The organism is Novosphingobium profundi (assembly GCF_020524485.1).
GTDB lineage: Bacteria > Pseudomonadota > Alphaproteobacteria > Sphingomonadales > Sphingomonadaceae > Novosphingobium > Novosphingobium profundi_A.
In genome coordinates this window covers 85769-108199 of sequence record NZ_JAIVLF010000007.1, presented here as the reverse complement: position 1 = coordinate 108199, position 22431 = coordinate 85769, and the positions used below count along the sequence as shown (strand labels likewise).

General features: G+C 67.6%; 19 protein-coding genes. 4 read left to right on the top strand and 15 right to left on the bottom strand.

Translation table 11 applies throughout. The features are described 5' to 3' along the window. The 6 genes from LC060_RS19275 to LC060_RS19250 all read right to left on the bottom strand — a co-directional run bounded on the left by LC060_RS19275 (position 1) and on the right by LC060_RS19250 (position 6455). Complete coding sequence (locus tag LC060_RS19275; RefSeq protein ID WP_226638337.1) at positions 1-1488, bottom strand: PepSY-associated TM helix domain-containing protein; 1488 nt, start codon at positions 1486-1488, stop codon at positions 1-3. Beyond that, complete coding sequence (locus LC060_RS19270; RefSeq protein WP_226638336.1) at positions 1473-2036, bottom strand: hypothetical protein; 564 nt, start codon at positions 2034-2036, stop codon at positions 1473-1475. Before LC060_RS19270 ends, LC060_RS19275 begins: the two co-directional genes overlap by 16 nt. Next, positions 2036-4168, bottom strand: a complete 2133-nt coding sequence (locus LC060_RS19265) for a TonB-dependent siderophore receptor (RefSeq protein ID WP_226638335.1) — start codon at positions 4166-4168, stop codon at positions 2036-2038. Before LC060_RS19265 ends, LC060_RS19270 begins: the two co-directional genes overlap by 1 nt. A gap of 239 nt (positions 4169-4407) precedes the next feature. After that, positions 4408-5625: a TetR family transcriptional regulator gene (locus LC060_RS19260; protein WP_226638334.1), complete on the bottom strand. Its 1218-nt coding sequence runs from the start codon at positions 5623-5625 to the stop codon at positions 4408-4410. Between the two features lie 90 nt (positions 5626-5715). Further along, complete coding sequence (locus tag LC060_RS19255; RefSeq protein WP_226638333.1) at positions 5716-6129, bottom strand: group II truncated hemoglobin; 414 nt, start codon at positions 6127-6129, stop codon at positions 5716-5718. Next, the gene (locus LC060_RS19250; protein ID WP_226638332.1) at positions 6126-6455 is read right to left on the bottom strand and encodes an antibiotic biosynthesis monooxygenase family protein; all 330 of its coding nucleotides are present in this window, start codon (positions 6453-6455) and stop codon (positions 6126-6128) included. Before LC060_RS19250 ends, LC060_RS19255 begins: the two co-directional genes overlap by 4 nt. A 174-nt stretch (positions 6456-6629) precedes the next feature. Here LC060_RS19250 and LC060_RS19245 point away from each other — a divergent pair, with 174 nt between their 5' ends. After that, the gene (locus tag LC060_RS19245) at positions 6630-8270 is read left to right on the top strand and encodes an NAD(P)/FAD-dependent oxidoreductase (protein ID WP_226638331.1); all 1641 of its coding nucleotides are present in this window, start codon (positions 6630-6632) and stop codon (positions 8268-8270) included. Further along, positions 8267-9442, top strand: a complete 1176-nt coding sequence (locus LC060_RS19240) for an NAD(P)/FAD-dependent oxidoreductase (RefSeq protein ID WP_226638330.1) — start codon at positions 8267-8269, stop codon at positions 9440-9442. The genes LC060_RS19245 and LC060_RS19240 overlap by 4 nt, the downstream gene beginning before the upstream one ends. A gap of 6 nt (positions 9443-9448) precedes the next feature. Here LC060_RS19240 and msrA read toward each other — a convergent pair whose 3' ends face one another. The 5 genes from msrA to LC060_RS19215 all read right to left on the bottom strand — a co-directional run bounded on the left by msrA (position 9449) and on the right by LC060_RS19215 (position 16461). Then, entirely contained in the window at positions 9449-10096 is a 648-nt protein-coding gene (msrA, locus tag LC060_RS19235; RefSeq protein WP_413465142.1) for a peptide-methionine (S)-S-oxide reductase MsrA, read from the bottom strand. Between the two features lie 191 nt (positions 10097-10287). Continuing rightward, a complete protein-coding gene (locus LC060_RS19230) occupies positions 10288-12072 on the bottom strand; it encodes a hypothetical protein (RefSeq protein WP_226638329.1) in 1785 nt (594 codons plus the stop codon). Continuing rightward, complete coding sequence (locus LC060_RS19225) at positions 12069-13781, bottom strand: Hsp70 family protein (RefSeq protein WP_226638328.1); 1713 nt, start codon at positions 13779-13781, stop codon at positions 12069-12071. Before LC060_RS19225 ends, LC060_RS19230 begins: the two co-directional genes overlap by 4 nt. Before the next feature lie 220 nt (positions 13782-14001). Beyond that, complete coding sequence (locus tag LC060_RS19220) at positions 14002-15069, bottom strand: LacI family DNA-binding transcriptional regulator (protein ID WP_226638426.1); 1068 nt, start codon at positions 15067-15069, stop codon at positions 14002-14004. 48 nt (positions 15070-15117) lie between these two features. Next, positions 15118-16461 (bottom strand): MFS transporter, encoded by a 1344-nt coding sequence (locus LC060_RS19215; protein WP_226638327.1) that lies wholly within the window; start codon positions 16459-16461, stop codon positions 15118-15120. 219 nt (positions 16462-16680) lie between these two features. Here LC060_RS19215 and LC060_RS19210 point away from each other — a divergent pair, with 219 nt between their 5' ends. Beyond that, on the top strand, positions 16681-17586 hold the full coding sequence (locus LC060_RS19210; protein WP_226638326.1) for an ROK family protein: 906 nt from the start codon (positions 16681-16683) through the stop codon (positions 17584-17586). Between the two features lie 18 nt (positions 17587-17604). Here LC060_RS19210 and LC060_RS19205 read toward each other — a convergent pair whose 3' ends face one another. From LC060_RS19205 to accD, 4 genes are read right to left on the bottom strand one after another with little or no spacing between them, the layout of a single operon-like run. Next, entirely contained in the window at positions 17605-18555 is a 951-nt protein-coding gene (locus tag LC060_RS19205) for an acetyl-CoA carboxylase carboxyltransferase subunit alpha (RefSeq protein WP_226638325.1), read from the bottom strand. Positions 18556-18575: 20 nt separating this feature from the next. Next, positions 18576-19925 carry an acetyl-CoA carboxylase biotin carboxylase subunit gene (accC, locus tag LC060_RS19200; protein WP_226638324.1) on the bottom strand — a complete coding sequence of 450 codons (1350 nt, stop codon included), beginning with the start codon at positions 19923-19925 and terminating at the stop codon, positions 18576-18578. Between the two features lie 14 nt (positions 19926-19939). Beyond that, positions 19940-20404 (bottom strand): acetyl-CoA carboxylase biotin carboxyl carrier protein, encoded by a 465-nt coding sequence (accB, locus tag LC060_RS19195; protein WP_226638323.1) that lies wholly within the window; start codon positions 20402-20404, stop codon positions 19940-19942. Continuing rightward, positions 20401-21249, bottom strand: a complete 849-nt coding sequence (accD, locus tag LC060_RS19190) for an acetyl-CoA carboxylase, carboxyltransferase subunit beta (protein ID WP_226638322.1) — start codon at positions 21247-21249, stop codon at positions 20401-20403. The genes accB and accD overlap by 4 nt, the downstream gene beginning before the upstream one ends. A 276-nt stretch (positions 21250-21525) precedes the next feature. Between accD and fdhD the strand changes: the two genes are divergently transcribed. After that, the gene (gene fdhD / locus LC060_RS19185; protein WP_226638321.1) at positions 21526-22365 is read left to right on the top strand and encodes a formate dehydrogenase accessory sulfurtransferase FdhD; all 840 of its coding nucleotides are present in this window, start codon (positions 21526-21528) and stop codon (positions 22363-22365) included. Positions 22366-22431 lie beyond the last annotated feature (66 nt).

Genomic DNA, 22431 nt, shown 5'->3' with positions numbered 1-22431 from the left:
TCAGCTCTGCGCCGCAAGGTGCGCCTGGCCCGCGCGCTCCCGGCGCCGCAGGTGCAGGGCCTCGGGGCCAACGAGCGCGAGCGCGCCCAGACAAAGCGCGGCATCGATCAGCAGCGAGCCCATGGGCAGGGGGCCTGCAAAGATCACGTGGCCGATCCCTGTCAGCGCCAGCATGGCGGCCAAGACCCGCCGCAAGGTGGGCGAGGGTGCCAGCGCTGGGCGCAGGGCGGCCAGGATCGTGGCCAGCACCAGCGCTGACCAGAACAGCGCGGCGAAGGGCAACTGCGGCCCGGCCACGACGCGCAGCCAGTAGGCCCCTGTCATCAGGATCGGGCTCCCCCAGATCGTCACCGCCCAGACCGCCTCCAGGCGGGGGGAGGGCAGGCCGCGCGCGCGCCGCTTCATCAGCCACAGCGTGGTGCCGGTCGAGATGATTGCGCACAGCGCAAGGCCAAAGACAAGGTAGGCCAGTTCCACGGGAATACCGCCATAGGTGCCGAAGTGCAGCTTGTAGACCGAGGCGGCGGCCTGCTGGCCCAGCGCGCCGTCGGCAAGGCCAAGCGTCTTCTTGAAGTTGCCCTTGCCATCGAAGAGGTAGTTCTCACCGTAGATCAGGCGGCGCGGATGCTCGGCGAGGACCGAGATCTGCTGCCCCGCCGTGGCGGTCTCCTCGATGGTGACATAGCTGACGAAAAGGTCCGGGTGGTTCTGCGCCATCCATTCCAGCGCGCGGTCGGCGCGTGCGACGGGGGCGGGCGCGGGATCGTGCAGCGGGTGTTCGCCGAAGATCGGGGCGAAGGCCTCTTCGAGGTTGCCGCCGTGGCGCTCCTGCGCGGCGGTGTAGAAGACGAGCTGGCCCAGCCCGATGACGGCACCGGTAAAGCCGAGCGCGGCGATGAAGGGGAGGAGCCAGACGCCGAAACGGTTGTGCAGGTCCGCGCGGGCAAGTTGGGGCTGGGCGCGCAGGCGCATGCGGAACGCGTCGCGAAAGATGCGCGGGTGGGCCAGGACACCGGTGACGACGGCGGCCACCAGCATCGCGCCGAGCGCGCCTGTCACCATGATCCCCCAAAACGCGGGCAGGTTCAGGTAATAGTGCAAATAGAGCACGAACTGCGTCCAGGCGTGCGCTTCGGGCCGGTCGTAGTTGCCTTGCGCATCGACATAGTTCGCGCCGTTGTCGGTGGTGACCACGGTGCGGGGCAGGCCGCGCGTGGGCATGTGGACATAGGCATGGTCGGTGGCCTTCCCCTGGCGTTCGAGCGTGCCCTCGATCGCGCGCTGCACGGCCGCGGGCGAAATGGAAGTCATCTCGGCCGCGCCGGGTTCCTCCCAGCGCTGGAGGTCCTGCTGGAATACCGCCAGCGCGCCGGAGAGGCAGACGAGATAGAGCAGCGCGCCCGTGAGCAGTCCGAGCGCGGCGTGGCCCTTGAGCGCGCGGGCGACGAAGCCCTCCTTGGGAGCAGCGGGATTTACAGCGTCAGCCATGGAAGTCCTCCGGCGATGGCCACACCAAGTGCGGCCAGGAGCATGTCGGTGATGCGAATGCGGGTCAATTGCCAGCTTGCCAGAAGCGCCCAGCACAGCGGCAGGGCGAACAGGCCCACGATCAGGGCGTCGGCCTCGGCCATGCCCGACAGCCAGGCCAGGCGCTGTGCGCCCCAGCCAAACGCCAGCGAGGCGACAAGATCGGCAAGGGCGACGATGAGGAAGATGCCGGTGCGCCGCGCGATATCCGGCAGGCTTGGGCGCGGCGCGCGGCGCGCTGCGGGTTCGCGCGGCGCCCGGGCGCGGGCCGGAGCCGGGCTGCGCAGGGCCGCCACGGCAAGAAGACCAAGCGCGACCAGAGAGGCCAGTGTCGCCCCCACCGCAAGGCCCCAGGCGCCGCCTGCCGTCAGCGTCAGGACCAGCGCAAAGCCCAGCGCCGCCCAGCCCAGCGCGACCGCAGGGCGCGGGCCGTTCCAGCCCATCCGCAGGAGGACAGGGCCTCCCGCAGAGAGCACGAAGCCGGTCGACAGGAGAAACGCCGAGGCCATCAGAAGCTGACGCCAAGCGTGCCACGCCAGGTGCGCGGCGCGTCGTAGAGGCCCTGCGCAAACTGGATGCTCTGCCAGTACTTGGCGTTGGTGAGGTTATCGAGGTTGAACCCGAGCGAGATATTGCGGGTCAACTGGTAGCGCGCCATCAGGTCGACCACCGCGTATTCGTCCTGGACCACGCCATCGTTGGTGATGCGGCTCTGGTAGCGCACCGAACCGCCCAGGCGCAGCGCTTCGAGCACGGGCGGAGTGTAGACCGTGCTGAGACGCACGGTGTGGCGCGGGATGAAGGTGCGCGCGTCGATCCCGTCCTTGTCCTCGATATCGACATAGGCATAGCCGCCGGTGAGCTGGAGACCCGGCAGGAGTTCGCCCGAGACGTCGAACTCGACCCCGCGCGAGGAATTGTCGACCTGGATATAGGCGTTCTGGACCGAGTTCTCGACGAGCTCGCCGGTTGCCTCGGCCACGTTCTGCTGGTCGGTCTTGAAGACGGCGATGGCGGCGTTGAGGCGCCCGTCGAGCCATTCGCCCTTGATCCCGGCCTCGTAGGTCTTGCCCTCGAGGGGGTCGAGGACCGAGCCGTCGCGACGCATGTTGATCTGCGGGTTGAAGATCGTCGCGTAGCTCGCATAGGCGCTGAGCGAGCCGGTGAGATCGACCGTCAGGCCAGCGAAAGGCAGAAAGCGCGTCTTGGCGAAGTAGTTGGGCGTGCCGTAGGACTGGCCCTCGCGCTCGGTGCGTGTGACGTTGCCGCCCAGGAGCAGGTGGACCGGATCGGCCAGCGAGAGACGCAGCGTACCGTACCCGCCGTACGTCTTGGTCGTGTAGGCGGCCTGGAGGCTGTACTCGCCGAAGTCGGGCCGCGCGAAAGTGCCGCCGAAGGCTTCGTCGGGAGTGAGCGGAAGGTTCGTCTGGGCGGGCGCATCGGCCTCGTCCTCGCGCAGGTGCGCCTCGCCGTAGTTCGCGCCCAGAACCAGGTCGTGGCTGCGCCCGAACAGGGTGAAGTTGCCCGTCAGGTGCGCGTCGAACGTGGTCTGGGTGTGACGGTCGATGTAGGCGCCCGGCCAGGAGTAGAGGCCGTTGCCGTCCTCGTCCTGCGCGCCGTAGAGGTAGAAGAGTTCCGCCTCCATCGTGCGCACGCGGCGGAAGACAGAAACCTTGCCCTCCCAGCCATTGCCGAAGTCGTGGGTGATGTCGCCGAACAGGTCGCGGCTGATCGAATGCCAGCTGGACCAGGGCTGGGCCGTGGTGATCGAGCGGTCGTATTCAAGCATGTCGCCGTTCGCATCGAGGAAGGGAACGCCGCCCCAGGTCACGCCGGTCGGATCGTTCTCCTGCCAGCCGTAACCGACGGTGGCGACCGTGCGGGGCCCCAAATCGGCCGAGAGCGTGCCGTAGAGCGTCAGGCGCGAATCGTGGTAGAAATCGAGATGGCTCTCGCCGTCCTCGTAGGCGCCCACGAAGCGCGCGCGCACGCCGCCGTCCTCGGTCAGGGCCATGTTCACGTCGACATCGCCGCGCACGCGGTCGAAGCGGGCGTAGGCGAGGCTCGCATGGCCGCCGGTCTCGCGGCGCGCACGCTTGCGCACGTAGTTGACCGCGGCCGACGGGTTGCCTGTCAGCGAAGTCAGGCCGCTCGAGCCGCGCACGACCTCGACGCGCTCGAAGGTGGCGGTGTCAACCGCGCCGATCTGAAGGCCGGAGGGCAGCGGCTGGCCCACGCCGTCGTACTGGAAGTTGATGATGTCGAAGCCGCGCGCGTTGTAATAGGTGCGCGTCGTCTCGGCGCGTTCGACGTTCACGCCTGGGGTCATCAGCAGGACATCGTTGATCGTGTCGAGGTTGAAGTCCTCGATCTGCGCGCGCGAGACGACCGTGGTCGCCTGCGGGGTCTCGCGCAGCGAAAGATCGAGGCGGGTCGAGGTCGACTGGTCGTCCACCGTGTAGTCGTCTTGGACGGCGCCTGTCACGATGATCCTGTCGCCAGGGGCGGCGTCGGCGTCGGCATTCTCGGCCCGGGCGCTCGTCGCGCTGAGGGCGGCAAAGGTGGCAAGCGCGCCGAAGGCGCAGCTGCGCAGAAGCGGTGACCGGCCGCAGCGACGCACCTCCTTTGCAGATTCCTTCAACAGATGTGCCCCACGCATCGCGGCCATTGCTCGAGTCCTTATAATGAGAATGAGTTGCATTAACTTTATTGCCGCGAATTAGCACGCGCTGGCTCACTGTCAAGCCGTGCCGGACATGGCGGTTCGGGATGGGGGGCGCTCAGGCGCGGATGCACCCGTGTCGAAGGCGCAAGACCGGCAGCCGTTCGGGGCCGGTGCATGTCGGCGCGGGGCGGTGGATCGGGCGCGCGGAAACGCCGTCAGGCGTCGGGGGAGGGGCGCTCGAAAAGAGCGAGGAGATCGACGAACTCGGCGCGGATCTGGTCGCAGGTGTCGTAGGACGGGAACAGCGCGTGACGGCGAACCTGGCCTAGCGTGAAGTCGGAGAACAGCGCGCCTTCGGTTGCGGTTATCGTGCGCTGGGTGCCCACCAGCGATTGCAGCAGGCCGCGGCCGGTGCGGCCACGCAAGTAGCGCAACTGACGGCCGAAATGGGACAGGGCCGGGTCGCGGGCAACTGCGAGGAACAGCTCGTTGCGCGCTCTCTCGCGCGTGGCGCTGGAGATGTTGTCGGCCATTGCGTGGATCACGGCGTCGAGATCAGCAGAGGCGAAGCTTCGCGGGTCGAGCTTGTCGACCATTGCGCTGTAGGCGCCTTCAAAGGCGGCTCCCAGCAGTTCCGACTTGGTCGGGAACTTGTGGGATACCGTGCCCAGCGTCAACTCGGCGCGGCGGGCCACGCGGCGGTGGGTGAGGTGGGGGCTCCCTCCCTCGGCCAGGACCTGCTGCGCGGCCACGACGATGCGCCGGGCCGTCTCGTCACGCTCGGGAAGCGCGGGCATCGTCTCCAAGGCGAGCGCACGGGTATGGTCACGCCAGGGGGTCGGCGGTGGCGGAGTGCCCGCGAGCCAGCTGCCCAGCGTACGCGCCAGTTCGCCCAGCGCGGCCTGGTCAATGGCGCGGTGCCAGCGCATCAGGTGAAACATGCTCTCGGTATCGAAGATGCGCTTGGTGATCACGTGGCCGTGAGCCACCTGGAAGTGGGCGCAGGCCTCGCGCCAGAACTTGTACCAGAGCCGCTGCCAGGCCTGGGCCTCACCATGAATGAGGTCTTCGGTATCGGGGACGGAATCGCATTCGCGCCAGGCAAAGGCGAGATGGCGCTGCGTTTCGCACCAGGCGTCGATCACATGCGCGAAAAAGCCGCCGAACGCTTCGGGGCTGGCGGGAAAATCGCCGATCGCCTCGAGCAGTGCGGCGCACCAGTTCTCGGCCTCATGGCGTGCGCGCTGCTGCGCGCAGACCTGTAATTCTTCAAGCGAATCAAAATGATGGTAGATCGAGGAGACCGGCACATCGGCAAGCGCGGCGAGGCGGCGGGCCGAGATGCCCGCGGAGCCTTCAATCTGCCATTGGTTCAGGACAGCCGTGATCAGGCGGTCCTGCGTGGGGTGGGGGGAGAGTGCCAGGGTTGCCATTGCAAATCATTTTCTGCCGAATTTGTACGGCAATTGGCAAGTCTTATTTGCAGATAGTCCTAACTGTTAACAAAAGCTTCTCTGGCGCTCTCAGGCCGGGGTGTCCTCGGTGTTGCGCATCCAGTCGGCGAGCTTGGCCATGGCGTTGCGGATGGCCTCGCGGGCGGGCGCGTCGGAGATACATTCGTCAAGCGCACCGTTCATGCACAGCATCCACTGGTCGCGCGCGGAATTGCCGATCGGCACTTTCATATGCCGCATGCGCATGCGGGGATGGCCCTTCTCGCTCGAATAGAGGGGCGGTCCCCCCAGCCATTCGGTGAGGTAGTTCTGGAGCATGAGGGTCGTGTAGGTGAGATCGGCCGGGTGCAGTGCGCGCAAGGGCTGCGCCTCCTCCAGCGTGTCCATGCGCTCGTAGAAGCGCACGACCAGCCGGTCGATGACCGCCTTGCCGCCGATACGCTCGATGATCGGCTGGTCTTGGCCTGCGGTCTCCTCGCTCATGCGCCTTCGCCTCCGGCCGGCACGGCCAGGAACGTCTCGAAGCCTTCGAAACGGGGCGGCCCCAGGTACTTGGGCTTGCTTTCCGAGGCCTGCGAATGCGCCTTGCGGAAGGCTTCGCTCTTGGTCCACGCCTCGAAATCGGCGCGGCTGCGCCACAATGTGTGCGAGGCATAGAGCGTGTGATCGTCCGCCGCTTCGCCGCGCAGCATGTGAAAGCCCTCAAATCCAGGCACTTCGTCGAGATAGGTCTTGCGGTTTGTCCAGAGCGCTTCGAAGGCCTCTTCCTCGCCCCGCAGCACCTGGAAACGGTTCATCGCGATGAACATGATCGTACCTCCTTGGCTGGGTTCGGGCCTTATCCCATGACGCACGCTCTCGAAAGGGGACGCAATGTCCTGCCCTGAGTCTTCTCCCGCACGAGGCGCCCGCCTGCCTTCCCGCGCCGGTACATAGGCAATCTTGCGATGGCACCCGCGCGCAAAGGCGTCTATGGCGCGGCCATGATCCGACTTTCCGACCTTGCCCTGCCGCTCGACCATGCGAGCGAGGACCTCGAGGCAGCCGTCATCGCGCGCCTTGGCCTGTCTGCGGGCGAACTCCAGCGCCTCGCCATTGCGCGGCGCGGCAACGACGCGCGCCGCAAGAACGCCATCAAGCTCATCTACACTCTCGACCTGCAACTGGCCGACGAGGCGGCTATCCTCGAGCGCTTTGCCGACGATCCGCATGTGCGCAGGACGCCCGACACCAGCTACACGTTCGTGACCAAGGCCCCGGCCGATTATTCCGGGCCCCGCCCGGTGGTGATCGGGGCGGGCCCGTGCGGCCTGCTTGCCGGGCTGATCCTCGCGCAGATGGGCTTCAAGCCGATCATCGTCGAGCGCGGCAAGGCCGTGCGCGAGCGCACCAAGGACACCTGGGGGCTGTGGCGCAAGTCTGTCCTCGATCCCGAAAGCAACGTCCAGTACGGCGAGGGCGGCGCGGGCACCTTCTCGGACGGCAAGCTCTATTCGCGCATCAAGGATTCGCGCCACCTGGGCCGCAAGGTCCTGACCGAGTTCGTGAAGGCGGGCGCGCCTGAGGATATTCTCACCGAGGCCCACCCCCATATCGGCACCTTCCGCCTCGTCACCATGGTGATGTCGATGCGCGAGACGATCGAGAAGCTGGGCGGCGAATACCGCTTCAGCACGCGGGTCGATGATTTCGAACTGGAAACCGGACAGGACGGCGTCCAGAAGATCTGTGGCCTGCATCTCTCCACGGGCGAGTTCCTTCCCGCGAGCCACGTGATCCTGGCGGTCGGCCACTCCGCGCGCGACACCTTCGAGGTGCTCTACAAGGCGGGTGTTCACGTGGAGGCCAAGCCCTTTGCGATCGGTGTGCGCATCGAGCACCCGCAAGGCTGGATCGACACCGCGCGCTATGGGCCCAACGCGGGCAACAAGATCCTGGGCGCGGCGGCCTACGCGCTCTCGCACAAGTGCTCGAACGGGCGCACCGTCTACTCGTTCTGCATGTGCCCGGGCGGGCGCGTGGTGGCGGCGACCTCGGAAGAGGGGCGCGTCGTCACCAACGGCATGAGCCAGTACTCGCGCGCGGAGTTCAACGCGAACTCGGGCCTCGTCGTCGACATCAGCCCCGAGCGGGACTTCCCCGGCGACGTGCTGGCGGGCGTGGCGCTCCAGCGCCGTCTGGAAGAGCTGGCGTTCAAGGCCGGGGGCTCGAACTACAAGGCGCCGGGCCAGAAGCTGGGCGACTTCCTCGAAGGAAAGCCGTCGCGCGAGTTCGGCGTCGTGACCCCGAGCTATGAGCCCGGTGTCCACCTGACCGACCTGGCCGAGTGCCTTCCCGATTTCGTGATCGAGGCAATCCGCGAGGCGCTGCCTGTCTTCGGGCGCCAGGTGCCGGGCTATGACCACCCTGATGTCGTCCTGACCGGGGTCGAGACGCGCACCTCTTCGCCCGTGCGAATCACACGCGGGCGCGACTTCAACAGCCTCAACACGCGCGGGCTCTACCCGGCGGGCGAGGGCGCGGGCTATGCAGGGGGCATCCTCTCGGCCGCGGTCGATGGCATCCGTGTCGCCGAGGCGCTGGCGCTCGATCTTGTCGGGGCGGCGGAGACGGCCACCTCGTGAGCGATACCTACGATGCGATAGTCCTGGGGGCAGGCGCGGCGGGCCTGTTCTGCGCGCGCGTGGCCGCCTTGCGCGGGCGGCGCGTGCTCGTCCTCGACCATGCCGAGAAGCCGGGCAAGAAGATCCTGATTTCGGGCGGCGGGCGCTGCAACTTCACCAATATCGACACGCTTCCAGAGCGTTACCTCTCGAACAACACGCACTTTGCGAAGTCGGCGCTGAGCCGCTTCACTCCGCGCGACTTCCTCGACTTGGTCGAGGCGCACGGGATCGCCTGGCATGAGAAGACGCTGGGCCAGCTGTTCTGCGATGGCAGCGCGAAGCAGATCGTCGAGATGCTGCTGGAGGAATGCGCCAGGGGCGATGTCACGGTCCACTGCGGCGATGCCGTTGCCAGCGTGGAGCGCAGCGACGAGGGCTACACGGTGCGCTATGGCGCGGCCCAGGCACAGGCCCCTTCGCTCGTGATCGCGACGGGCGGGCCCTCGATCCCCAAGATGGGGGCGACGGGCTTTGCCTATGATCTGGCGCGCCAGTTCGGCCTCAAGGTCGTCCAGCCGCGCCCCGCGCTGGTGCCGCTGACGCTTCCGGCCGACGAGGCGCTCTTCCGCGAGCTTTCGGGCGTGGCGACCGAAGTCGTCGTGACCTGCGGCAAGACTGCCTTTCGCGAAGCGGCGCTGTTTACGCACCGGGGCCTTTCGGGCCCGGCCATTCTCCAGATTTCCAGCTACTGGCAGCGCGGGGATACGGTCCATATCGACTTCCTGCCGGGACAGGAGAGCGGCTGGCTCAAGGCCGCCAAGCGCGCGCGGCCCAAGGTCGCCTTGCGCAAGGTGCTGGGCGAGTCGCTGCCCGACCGTCTTGCTCAGGCACTGGCCGAACGGCTGGCGCTGACGGGAGAACTGGGCAACCTCTCCGACAAGGCGCTGGACAAGGCCGAAGCGCAGCTTGCGCGCTGGCCCTTTGTTCCGGACGGCTCGGAAGGCTTTGCCAAGGCGGAAGTTACCGCAGGGGGTATCGACACCGCCGGGCTCTCCTCCAAGACGATGGAGGCGCGCAAGGTCCCCGGGCTCTACGCCATTGGCGAGGCGGTCGATGTCACCGGGTGGCTGGGCGGCTACAATTTCCAGTGGGCCTGGGCGAGCGGGTTCGCGGCCGGTGAGGCGATCTGAGCGGCTTCAGCGCGTGTAGAGTGCGGGAAATTCGCGCTTGAGCCGGGCCACCTTGGGTTTGTCCCAACGCACGATATAGGCGTTGCGCGGGTTCTTGCGGGCAAAGTCCTGGTGGACGTCCTCGGCCTTGTAGAACGCGCCCTGTTCCAGCTTCGTGGCGATCTTGCGTCCGAACGTGCCCGCGCTGTCGAGCTGGGCGATGTAGCTGCGCGCCATCTGCCGCTGCAGCGGGGTCTGGGGAAAGATCGCCGAGCGGTAGCTGCGCCCGACATCGGGTGTCTGGCGGTTGAGCTGCGTGGGGTCGTGGGCGACGGCAAAAAAGACGTGGAGGAGCTGGCCATAGCGCACTTCCTCGGGGTCGTAGACGATGCGCACGGCTTCGGCGTGCCCGGTCTTCTCACTGGCGACGCGGCGGTATTTGGCGTCCGCGCGGGTGCCCCCCGCATAGCCCGAGGTGACTGTGCGCACGCCTTTTACATGTTCGAACACGGCTTCCACGCCCCAGAAGCAGCCGCCGGCGAAGACCGCGGTCTGGAGGCCGCTGGGGACCGGGCCCGCCTCACGCGGTGGGGGCGGCAGGTCCTGCGCCGTAGCGCTGGAGCGGAAGGTGAAAACGGCCGCTCCGGCAAGCGCCAGCAGGCAGGTCGCGGGCAGAGCGAGCGAGAGCGCATAGGGGCGGGCTTCGCGGGGGGGCTCCCGTTCCGGCGGTCTCGGCGATGGTGTCACGTCCACTCTCCCGCTTGCGGCCGCGCGGCGCGGCTATGGGGAGGGAACGTGAAAACGAGCCGGTGCGTTCCCGACAGGTGTTCCGGCGCCGTGGATCTGGCCCGGAACCTTGGGCCAGATCAGAGCGCGCGCAGGATCGCCTCGCGGGTGGCGGGTTCGCCGTCCCAGTCCAGTGCCGCCGCCAGAAGCGCAATCGCCACGTCGCATCGGGGCGCATCCTCGCCCTCGTTCTGCAGGGCCTCGCGCACGGCCGCGTCGGGAAGGCCCGTGCGCGCGATGATCGCGTCGATGAGAGCGCCGGGAATGGGAACCGAGGTATCCTCCTCGCCCGGGTTCTCGGGTGGGAGCGGGGTTTCGGCAAGGCGCGCGGCCGCGGCACGCTCGCGCGCCCGCAGCGGCTCGGGAAAAGCCGACGCCTGTTGGGGCAATTGCCCGTCGTGGAGCAGGGTGAGGCAGGTGGCCGGGGCCATCTCGCGGGCGGCGCGCAACTGATCGAGGCGCAGGCGCATGGCGGCCTCGCGCGCCTCTCCGCTCAGGGTGTGGCCCTTTGCGTGAGTCGCTGCGCGCACAAGGTTGACGGCCGCGCGGGTGGCCCCCTCCGCGCCGCCTCCGCTGTCCAGGCTGGCGCGCACTTGCGCGACGATGCGCCGGGCCAGTTCGGCGTCCCGGTCCCAGAGCCAGGCCAAGTCATGGCCCTGTCCCAGGCTCTCGGCCACCGCGGTCTCGAGGTATTCGCCAAAAAGCGTGGGGCCCGGACCGTCCTCGGCAAGCTCGATCTGGGTGCCATCGGGCAGCTCGTAGGCCGGGGATACGAAAGGCCAGGACAGGCCCAGCAGATTGGCAAGAAGCGCGAGCCAGCACAGGCCCAGGACCACGCGTGGCCAGATTACCGGGCGGTTCCACGAGGCGATCCGGCGCGGGTCCAGCTCGTCTTCCAGGTGCGCGAAATTTGCGCGCAGGCCCGAAAGCACGAATTGCACATCATCGCGCGAGGCGCGCAGCCAGCGGAAGGGGCCGGCGGGCCCCTTGCGGTTCAGCTCGCGCCAGGCGGCGTGGTAGCGGTGCCCGGGGTCTTCCACGCGGGCCCGGAAACGCGCACCGCGAAGGCGCGCGCCGATGAAGCGCACGGCAGGACGCGCATCGAAGCGATGCCACTCCTCGTGCCAGCCAAATGCCTGCGTTGCCGTTTCGAGCAGCGGAGCCGAGCGCGGCCAGTGGGTGGCGAGAAGACCCGCCAGCCAGTCTTCAACCTGCTCCTGCCGGTCGATCCCTTCCGAACGGGCTTCACCGATCGCGGCCTGCAGCGCGCGCAGTGCGACGATGCGTTCGGCCTCGGCCAGTTCGGCATCGTCGCTTTCGGTGAGCACGGCCTCGAGCCGTTCGCAAGCAGTCTGTCCCGGGATCAGACCCAGCGCGGCCTCGATCTCTCCGTAACCGGAAAGGGTGGGCGCCGCGAGGCTTTGGTGCGGGCCAAGCTCCAGCGTGGCGGCAATCGGCGTGTCGGCCGGGGCGTCGGGAAAGATCGTCTCGAAGCAAGGGCGCCCTGGGGCAGGCTCGGGCGTTTGAGGTGCGGTGCGGACCGAGCCTTCGCCCAGCGGGCGCAGCAGGCGCGGGGCGGCCAGCGGCCAGAACCCCGAGCTGGACGAGGAAGCGCCCTCATCCCCCGGCAGCGGATCCCCACCGTCTTCGGACACGTCGCGCAAGGCCAGCGGCGAAACGGCGTCCACGGGCGTTTCCCTGGCCAGCGCCAGCGCCTGGTCGCGCGCGCTGCGAAGGTGTGCATAGGCGTCGACCTCGGCGTCAATGTCCATGGCCTTGACGGCGGCGGCATAGGCCTTGCGGATCGCCTTGCGGTCGCTGGTCGGGGCGATGCCCAGCACCGACCAGGGGAAGGTCTCGCTCATAGCGGGGCACTGCCCTCGATGGCGTCAAGCTGCGCGCTGAGCCGGTCTCTGGCCTCGGCGATCAGTCGGGGTTCCTGGGTGTCGAGGATACCGGTGAACCGGCTGATCGCGCGGCCCAGATTCTGGCGGACGGGCCCGATATGGTCTTCGTAGCAGCGTTCGGCGCGCGCGAGCAGCGCCATGTTGGCCGCGTCTTCGCGGGGGTGGAACTTCAGCGCGGCGAGCGCCTCGCGCCGGGCGGCCAGGCTCTCGGGCCCCTCGCGATCTTCCTCATCCAGGATGACGAGGTTGTGGCGGCTGTCGTCGAGGGGGATGTGCAGGTCCACTTCGAGAAGACCTGAGCTGTCGTAGGAAAAGCGCACGTCGACATCGACTTCGCCCGCCGGGCGCGCGGGCACGGGAATGCGGATTTCGCCCAGGCGAATGTTGCGCGCGACCTCGCGCGCCTCGCCCTGGTAGATGCCGAACTCGATCTGCTTCTGCCCGTCCGACAGCGTGGAGTAGGACTGCACGCGGCTTACGGGTACGGGCGTGTTGCGCTCGATGATGGGGGAGAACAGGCCCTTCAGGAGACCGCCATTGGGGCTGGGCTCGGCCACTTCGACACCCAGCGTGTAGGGGCAAACGTCCGTGATCCGCACCTCGTCGAGGGCGGCATCGCGTGCGGCCAGGCCCGCCTGGATCGCCGCGCCAAGCGCCACCGCGTGGTCGGGGTGGACGGCGGCGTTGGGGAAACGGCCAAAGAGGCGGGTGATCGCCTTGCGCACGGCGGGCATGCGGGTCGCCCCGCCCACCAGCACGATCTCGGAGAGGTCGTGTGCGGCGATGTCGCTGTCGCGGAGCGCACGCACGATGGGATCGCGCAGCCGGTCGAGGAGCGGGCCGCAGGCGGCCTCGAACTCGTCCTGTCCGATAGGGAGGGAGAGCTGCGTCTTGGCATCGAGCGTGACGGTGAATTCGGCCTTAGCGGCGCTGGAAAGCGCCTTGCGGCAGCGCTCGGCGGCGCGGGCGAGGAGCGCCTCGCGCCGTGTCTCGGGGAGGGCGGCAAGGCGTCCGTCGGGATCGAGGCGCGGGGCGGCGAGCGCGATCAGCGCGCGGTCGAAGTCATCCCCGCCCAGGCGGTTGTCGCCCGCTGAGGCGCGCACTTCCACGATGCCCTCGAACATCTCGACAATGGAGACATCGAAGGTGCCCCCGCCCAAGTCAAAGACGAGAAAAGGCTCGCGGTCGCCCTTGTCCTGAAGGCCGAAGGCAAGCGCGGCGGCAGTCGGTTCATTGATCAGGCGGCGTACGGTGAGCCCGGCCAGCTCGCCCGCCTGACGCGTGGCCTTGCGCTGGCGGTCGTTGAAGTAGGCGGGCACGGTGATGACCGCCTCGGTGGGGCGGGTGCCGGTCTCGGCGGCGATATCCTCGACAAGCGCGCGCAGGACCAGCGCGGAGAGGTCCTCAGCCCGAAATTCGCGGCCCGCAAGGTGGAACAGGGTGTTGGTGCCCATGGCGCGCTTGAAGCTGGTGGCGGTGTCGGCGGGATGGGCTGCCCGGCGGTCGCGCGCGGGCGTCCCCACCCAGGTCGCGCCCGCCGCGTCACAGCTTACCGCCGACGGGGTCAGCAGCGCGCCATCGGCGCCTGCCGGGATCAGCCGAGCCGTCCCGTCCTGCCAGATCGCTGCCGCGCTGTTGGTCGTCCCGAGGTCAATCCCGATCAGCATGCGACGTCGAACATGGGTCTTGGCAATTCCTGCTCATGGGGTCCGTGCGGCGTCGAGCCCATCCGGGGCGGCGCCTGCTCAAGGCTGTCTAGCGTGGGGCGCCCGACACCGGAAGGCATGGTCTGCCCTTGCGGACGAGATTACCGCGAAGCGATGCCGGGAAGACACGCCGAACGGTGAGCGCGGCCCGAAAATGGGGCGTCGAGACTTGCTCTACAAACTAACGCGTAGAATCCCGGAGGATGAGCGTGGGGGCCATGACCTCGCTTGGCGCCGGTTGACCCGCGATCCGTGCCTTGAGCTTCTCCACCATGAGGTGTGCGCCGGTCTGTATCTCCTGGCGCAGGGTGGAAAGCGGTGGGAAGGTCTGCGCGGCGAGCGGGAGGTCGTCGAAGCCTATCACCTGCACCTCGGCGGGAACCTGGTGCCCGTTTTCGAACAGGACGCGCAGGGCCGACATCGCGATGAGGTCCGAGGCAGCCACGATGCCATCGAATTCGATACCGCTACCATAACCGAGCGCGGAAGAGACTTCTTCAAAGACCTGTTCGTGGGCCATGTGGACCGGGAGATGGGTGACGGTGAGGCCCGCCGCGCGCGCAGCGGACAGCGTGCCCTCGAAGCGCTTGGCGATCTCGATGCCGACCGTGCTGCCCAGGAACGCGAGACGACGCGCGCCGCTCTTGATCAGGTGCTCGGCGGCGAGGCGTCCTCCCTCGAAGTTGTCGCTGCCCACCGAGCAGTGGATCTGCCCTTCGCGGTGATGGCCCCAGACGACCATGGCCGGGTAGTGGCGGGCCACCCGCTCGATCGTCTCGAACTGGTTGGACTGGCCGATCACGATGACCCCATCGACCATGCCCGAACCGGTCATGCGCTCCAGCCAGTCGCTCGTCTGGTCGGGGATCGCGCGGCTGAGCATGAGGTCATAGCCGCTCTCGGTCAGTTCGTCGGCAAGGGCGCCCAGCAGAGTCAGGAAGAAGGGGTCCGAAATATGCTGGCGCTTGTCGTGCCCCAGGGGAATGACCACCCCGATGACACCGGTGCGGCGCGAGCGCAGCTTGCTGGCCATCTGGTTGGGCCGGAACCCGTGCTTGCGGGCCAGCGCCTGGATCCGCTCACGAGTCTCGGCATTGACCAGCGCCTTGCCGGCCAGCGCCCGCGACACCGTGCCCGCCGAAACGCCCGCCAGGCGAGCGAGGTCGGCGAGAGTGCGCACCTCGATCTCTTCCGTGAGGGCGAGTTCGGAAGAATCCGCCTCGGCCTCGTTCCTCAATTTTTCCACCATCGTGGGCATTTGTAGCACCCTATTGGTCAGTCGGATAGATACGCGACGCTATTTCTTGCGATTCTGTCGCAAAAAGGCGGAAACGCTGGGGTTCCCCGATAGAAAAATGGTTAAGCCTCCGGCCATCATGATGAATCCCGCCATTACAATCGCTTGCGATGGTTCGCTGCCCAGCAGGTGGCGGTAGAGTAGCGGCATGGTCACGGTCTCGGCGAGCATGGGGACCACGATGAAGAGGTTGAACAGGCCCATGTAGATGCCGATCCGGTGCGCTGGCAGGCAGCGTGCGAGCAGGGCGTGGTTGTTGCCCATGAGGGCGGCCCAGCCGATCCCGATGCCGACCATGGCGAGCGCCAGCGAGGTCACCGATCCGGCACGGGCCAGAAGGAGCATGGAGAGGCCGCTCAGGGCAAGGCAGCTCGCATGGACGGGGCGGATCGGCCAGCGCCGCAGGAGGGGGATCAGGGCGAGCGCGGCGGCAAAGGCGATGGCGTTGTAGAGCGTGCCCAACTGCTGGGTGAGCAGGATTGCCTCGCGGTAGGCGTCCGAAGCCGGGTCGTGGGTGCCCATGAGGCGGCGCGCGATGGCGTCGAGCCAGAACTGCCAGAACACGAACATCGCGTACCACTGGCACAGCATGGGAAGCGCCAGGCGGCGCATGGGCGCGGGCATGGTGCGCAGCGCCGTCCAGATTTCGGCAAGGAGCGGGCGGCGGGGCAGCCGAACCAGCGCCTCACGTTCGTTGGGGGAGAGGCTGGGTTCGGGCACGCGCAGCAGCGAGTAGAGGATCGTGGAGAGCGTTATCACCGCGCCTGCGCCAAAGGCGATGCGCACGGTCAGCGGCACGCCGTTGGCATCGACAAGCCGGTGGTCGATGAGCGCGGCGAGCGCCCAGGGCAGGAGGTAGGCCAGCGTCTGCGCGGCGCCGGTAAAGGCGCTCTGGACGAGGAAGCCGCGCGGCAGCTGGTCGGGAGGCAGGCGGTCGGCGACGGTTGAGCGGTAGGGTTCGAGCACCAGGTTGTTGGCCGTGTCGAGCACCCAGAGAAGGGCGACCGCGACCCAGAGTGCTGGGGCTAGCGGCATGGCGAGCAGGCTGGCCGCGGCGAGCACGCTGCCCGCCGCCAGAAAGGGCGTTCGCCGTCCGAAGCGCGAGGTGGTCCGGTCGCTGAGCGCGCCGACGAGGGGCTGGACGAGCATTCCGGTCACGGGGCCCGCGATCCACAGGAGCGGGAGCTCGCCTCCCTCGGCGCCGAGACTGCGGAAGATGGGCGAGGTGTTGGCGACCAGCAGGCCGAAACTCAGTTGCAGGCCGAAGAAGCCCAGGTTCAGTTCGACGATACGGGCAAGCGAAAGCCGGGTCTTTCCCTGGGCCCCGCTCGCGCTGTCGGCCATCGCACGGCCATCGGGCCGCGCCGGACCTTGAAACGATCTGCCTGGCCCGTGTGGTGGCCCTGCCCGCATTTTGCTTCCCCTCGCGGCCTGTGCGATGGCTACAATCGTTATTGCCTACCAAGGTCTGGTGCGGGCGAGGCTCCGTAGAGCTACGTGTTTGGCTCCGATTACGAGCCAATCGCACAGGGCGGCGGAGGCGGTTCAGGAAGGAAAAGGCGCGTGCACAGGTTGGCGGGAATCGAACTGGGCGGGACCAAGACGGTCGTTGTGCTGGGACAGCCTGGGCGGATCGACGAGCGCGTCGAGTTCGCGACCCGCGATCCCGAAGCCACTCTGGAAGAGGCGCTTGAGGTTCTGTCCGGTTGGCAGGACGTGCGGGCGCTCGATGCGCTGGGGATTGCGAGCTTCGGCCCGATCCGTCTCGATTGCGCCGCAGCCGATTTCGGACGCATGCTGGCAACCCCGAAGCCGGGGTGGAGCGGGGCGGAGGTGCTTGCGCCCTTTGCGCAGGAACTGGGCTGCCCGGTCGGACTCGACACCGACGTCAACGGCGCGGCGCTTGGCGAATACCGGCATGGGGCGGGGAAGGGCTGTACCAGCCTTGTCTATGTCACCATCGGCACAGGGATCGGGGGCGGCGTGCTGGTCGAGGGGCATCCGGTCCATGGCAGCCTGCATCCCGAACTGGGGCATTTGCGCCTGCGCCGGGCGCGCGGGGACGGTTTTGCGGGCGCCTGCCGTTTTCACGGGGACTGCGTGGAGGGGCTGCTGAGCGGGCCTGCGCTCGCCGCGCGGCTGGGCTGCCATCCGGGCGAGGTGCCCGCGCACGATCCGCGCTGGGAGGTGATCGCGCAGGATCTTGCCGAACTGCTCGTCCACTTGCTGCTGACACTGGCGCCGCAGCGGATCATCGTGGGGGGAGGGGGCACCCATCGCCAGCGGCATCTGCTGGCACGCGCAATCGACCATGTCCCGCATCTGCTGTGCGGCTATCTGGAGGATGCGACGCCCGCCGTTCTGGCGCAGCGGATCGTGCTGCCGGCGCTGGGAGACGATGCGGGGCCGACAGGGGCCCTCGAAATCGCGGCCCGGGCGCTTGCGCAGCGGCCCGGGCACGCGGGGTAGATCAGTTCAGATCCGCTCTCAGAGCGAGCCGATGGCGAGGAAGCGTTCCTCGCGCTGGCGCACGAGCGCCTCGGCGCCGAGCTTGGACAGCTTGGCGAGTTCTTTCTCGATAGCGCTGGCCAGAGCCTTCGCGGTCTGGGCCGGATCGCGGTGAGCGCCGCCCAGCGGTTCCTCGACGATGCCGTCGATGACCTTGAGTTCGAGGAGGTCCTGCGCCGTTACCTTCATGGCGGTGGCCGCGTCGGCGGCCTTTTCGGGCGTGCGCCACAGGATCGAGGAGGCGCCCTCGGGCGAAATCACCGAGTAGACCGAATGCTCGAGCATGAGCACCTTGTTGGCCGCGGCAATGGCGACCGCGCCGCCCGAGCCGCCTTCGCCGACGATGGCTGCGACCATCGGTACGCCGAGCGCGAGGCAGGCCTCGGTCGAGCGGGCGATGGCTTCGGCCTGGCCGCGTTCCTCGGCCTCGATGCCGGGGAAGGCGCCTGCGGTGTCGACAAGCGTGACGACCGGCAGGCCGAACTTGGAGGCCATCTCCATCAGGCGGATTGCCTTGCGGTAGCCTTCGGGCTTGGCCATGCCGAAGTTGTGCTTGACGCGGCTCGCCGTGTCGTTGCCCTTTTCGTGGCCGATGAGCATGACGCGCTGGCCATTGAGGCGGGCAAAGCCGCCCAGGATCGCGCAATCCTCACCATAGAGGCGGTCCCCGCCCAGCGGCACGAAGTCGGTGAAGGCCATCTCCACGTAGTCGACGAAATGCGGGCGCAGCGGGTGGCGGGCGACCTGGGTCTTCTGCCAGGGCGTCAGCTTGCCGTAGGTGGAGGCGAGCATGGCCTCGCTCTTGGCCGCGAGCTTGGCGATCTCGGCCTCGATGTCGATGTCGCTGCTGCCGTCCTGGGTCGCGCGCAGCTCGGCCACGCGGGTGTCCAGTTCGGCAATCGGCTTCTCGAAGTCCAGGTAGGATTTCATCGGTTTGGTCATGCTTTCGCTTAGCCGGCGCGCTTGGCCAGCCACTCCTCGAGCCACTTGATGGTGTATTCGCCCTCGTTGAACTCGGGGTCCTCCACCAGGGCCTGGTGCAGCGGGATCGAGGTCTTGGGGCCTTCGATCACCATTTCGCCCAGCGCGCGCTTGAGGCGCATGATGGCGCCCGCGCGGCTGCGACCCGAGACGATCAGCTTGCCGATCATCGAATCGTAGTAGGGCGGGATCGAATAGCCGGCGTAGAGCCCGCTATCGACGCGCACGTTCATGCCGCCTGCGGCGTGGTAGTTCGAGACCTTGCCGGGCGAGGGCGTGAAGTTCCAGGGATCTTCCGCGTTGATGCGGCACTCGATGGCGTGGCCCTTGAACTCAATCGCGTCCTGCGTGAACGAGAGCGCCTGGCCATCGGCGATGCGGATCTGCTCGCGCACCAGGTCAACGCCGGTGATCGCCTCGGTCACGGGGTGTTCCACCTGGAGACGGGTGTTCATCTCGATGAAGTAGAATTCGCCCTTTTCCCAGAGGAACTCGATCGTGCCCGCGCCGCGGTAGCCCATGTCGGCCATCGCCTTGGAGACGATCGCGCCCATGCGGTCGCGTTCCTCGGGGGTGATGACGGGCGAGGGGGCTTCCTCGAGCACCTTCTGGTGGCGGCGCTGGAGCGAGCAGTCGCGCTCACCCAGGTGCACCGCGTTGCCCTCGCCATCGCCGAACACCTGGAATTCGATGTGGCGCGGGTTGCCGAGGTACTTTTCCATGTACACGGTCGCATCGCCGAAGGCAGCGGCCGCTTCCGAGCGGGCCTGGCCCATCTGGCTCTGCAGTTCCTCGGCCGAGTTCACGACCTTCATGCCGCGGCCACCGCCGCCCGAGGCAGCCTTGATGATGACCGGGTAGCCGATTTCCTCGGCCAGCTTGCGCGCCTCGTCGAAGTCCTCGATCGCGCCGTCCGAGCCGGGCACCAGCGGCAGGCCCAGGGCCCCTGCGGTGCGCTTGGCCTCGACCTTGTCGCCCATCGTGCGGATGTGCTCGGGCTTGGGGCCGACCCACTTGATGCCGTGGCTTTCCACGATCTCGGCGAAGCGGGCGTTCTCCGAAAGGAAGCCGTAGCCGGGGTGGATCGCGTCGGCATCGGTGATCTCGGCGGCCGAGATGATCGCGGCGACGTTCAGGTAGCTGTCCTTGGCGGCCGGCGGACCGATGCACACGGCATGGTCGGCAAGGCGGACATGCATGGCATCGGCGTCGGCGGTGGAGTGCACCGCGACGGTCTCGATGCCCATTTCCTGGGCGGCGCGGTGGATGCGAAGCGCAATCTCGCCGCGGTTGGCAATCAGGAGGCGTTTAATGGCCATGGAAACGCTCTACCTCAGCCGATCACCACGAGCGGCTGGTCGAATTCGACCGGCTGCTGGTTGTCGACGAGGATCGCCTTGATCGTGCCCGACTTGGGCGCGGTGATCTGGTTCATGACCTTCATCGCCTCGACGATGAGGAGGACGTCGCCTTCCTTGACCGACTGGCCGACCGAGATGAAGGGCGCAGCGCCCGGCTCGGCCGACATGTAGGCGGTGCCGACCATCGGCGACTTGACCGCATCGACGGGGGCTTCGGGCGCCGGTGCGGGCGCGGCGGCTGCGGCCGGCGCAGCTGCGGCAGGAGCGGCCGGGGCCTCGGCGGGATAGCCCACCGGGGGGAGCGTCGCGCTCATCTGCTGGATCATCTGACGGCTGACGCGGATCTTGCGTTCACCGTCCTCCACCTCGATTTCCGAGAGGCCGGTTTCCGCAAGGAGCTCTGCGAGCTCGCGGACAAGGGCGCTGTCGATATTCACTGGGCTTCCTTTCGTTCAAGGTATCCGAGGAGCTGTGCCAGCGTGCCTTTGAGGTCCTTGCGGTGCACCACCATGTCGACCATGCCGTGGTCGTGGAGGTATTCCGCGCGCTGGAAGCCGTCGGGAAGTTTTTCGCGGATCGTGTCCTGGATGACGCGCTGGCCGGCAAAGCCGATGAGGGCGCCGGGCTCGGCGATCTGGACGTCGCCGAGCATCGCGTAGCTCGCGGTCACGCCGCCGGTGGTGGGGTCTGTCAGGATGACGATGTAGGGGAGGCCCGCAGCCGCAAGACGGCGCGTGGCGACCGTGGTCTTGGGCATCTGCATGAGCGAGAGGATACCCTCCTGCATGCGCGCACCGCCCGCGGCCGTGCAGATGATGTAGCCGCACTTCTGCGCAATCGCCTTTTCAACGCCTGCGACGAAAGCCTCGCCCACGGCCATGCCCATCGAGCCGCCCATGAACTTGAAGTCCTGGACGCCGAGCACAGCCTTGTGGCCGTCGATCGTGCCGGAGGCGTTGGTCAGCGCGTCGGGATAGGGATTGGCCGCGCGGGCGGCCTTGAGGCGGTCCGAGTACTTCTTGGTGTCGCGGAAGTTCAGCGGGTTTTCTTCCACCTCGGGCGTGGGCAGCACTGTAAAGCCGGCGTCGAGGATCTGCTCGAAGCGGGCCTTGGCGGTGATGCGCCCGTGGTGCTCGCAGCGCGGGCACACCGAGAGGTTGGCCTCGAACTCCTGGGTGAAGAGCATCTCGCCGCAGCTCGGGCACTTGATCCAGAGGTTGTCGGGGGTGTCACGCTTGTTCAGGCTCGAAAGCGAATTGCGGACCTTGCTCAGCCAACTCATGTAGGGTTCAACCAATCTCTTGCGAAAAATCTTTGTCCGGTCGGGTGGGAAACGCCGCCGCGAATGCGGGTAATGCCATATCTTAATCCGCGGGGCATGCCCATCGACCCTTTATCTGGCGCGCCCGTTTAGGGTAAGTCCACAGCGCCAAGCAAGCCAAATTGGCACGATGGGCCTCGCAGAGCGGGATTCGCCCGTGGAAAACGCGTATGCAGATTGCGATGAAACCATGCATTTCGGCCATTTTCTGATCGCTGCGGCAGGGAGCCTGTGGCCATGAGCGAGGGCGTCCCGGGCACGCTTGAGGCGCTCCTTGTGCGTGCAGATTACACACAAGAGCCGATTTCGGAAGGCGCCAGAGGGCATCTTCTGGCCATCGAATGCCCCGTTGCCATCGAGATCAACGGCATTGCCTTTGCCGTCATGATGGCCTCGCCGCTCGATCTGGAGGACTTCGTGACCGGCTTCCTCATGGCCGAAGGGCTGGCCCGGGCCGAGCAGGTGGGCGAGATCGCGCTGTCGCGTGTCGACAAGGGCGCCTGGGGGCAGGGCATGGTCGCGCGGGTGAGCCTTCCGTCCGAGTGCCTCGGCCCGGTCCTAGAGCGCGCGCGGCGCCGCATCGGGGACAGCTCCTGCGGCATCTGCGGGATGGACGGGATCGAGACCGCGCTGCGCCCGCTCCCCGTGCTGGAGCCGACCTTACGCCTTTCGCGCGCTGCTGTCGGCAAGGCGCTGGAGGCGATGCGCGAACGGCAGGTGCTGGGACAGGCCACCCGCGCGACCCACGCGGCGGCCTTCTGTACGAGCGAGGGCGAGGTCTTGCTCGTGCGCGAGGATGTCGGGCGCCACAATGCGCTCGACAAGCTGGTGGGAGCGCTGGCGCGCGAGGGGTGCGATGCGGGCGCAGGCTTTATCGTCATGACCTCGCGCTGCTCCTATGAACTCGTTGAGAAGACGGTGCGCGCGGGCTGCGGGCTCCTCGTCACGATCTCGGCGCCGACCGATCTCGCGGTGCGGCGTGCCGAGGCGGCGGGACTGACCTTGTGCGTCGTGGCACGCGGCGATTCCATGTTGATGACGCAGGTCGACGGCCATGGCCCCTTCATCGACGACTAGGGCGCTCAGCTTTCGGTTTTTCTTGTAGAGACGGGCGCCCAAACCTACCTTGTCTGTCCAGTACCG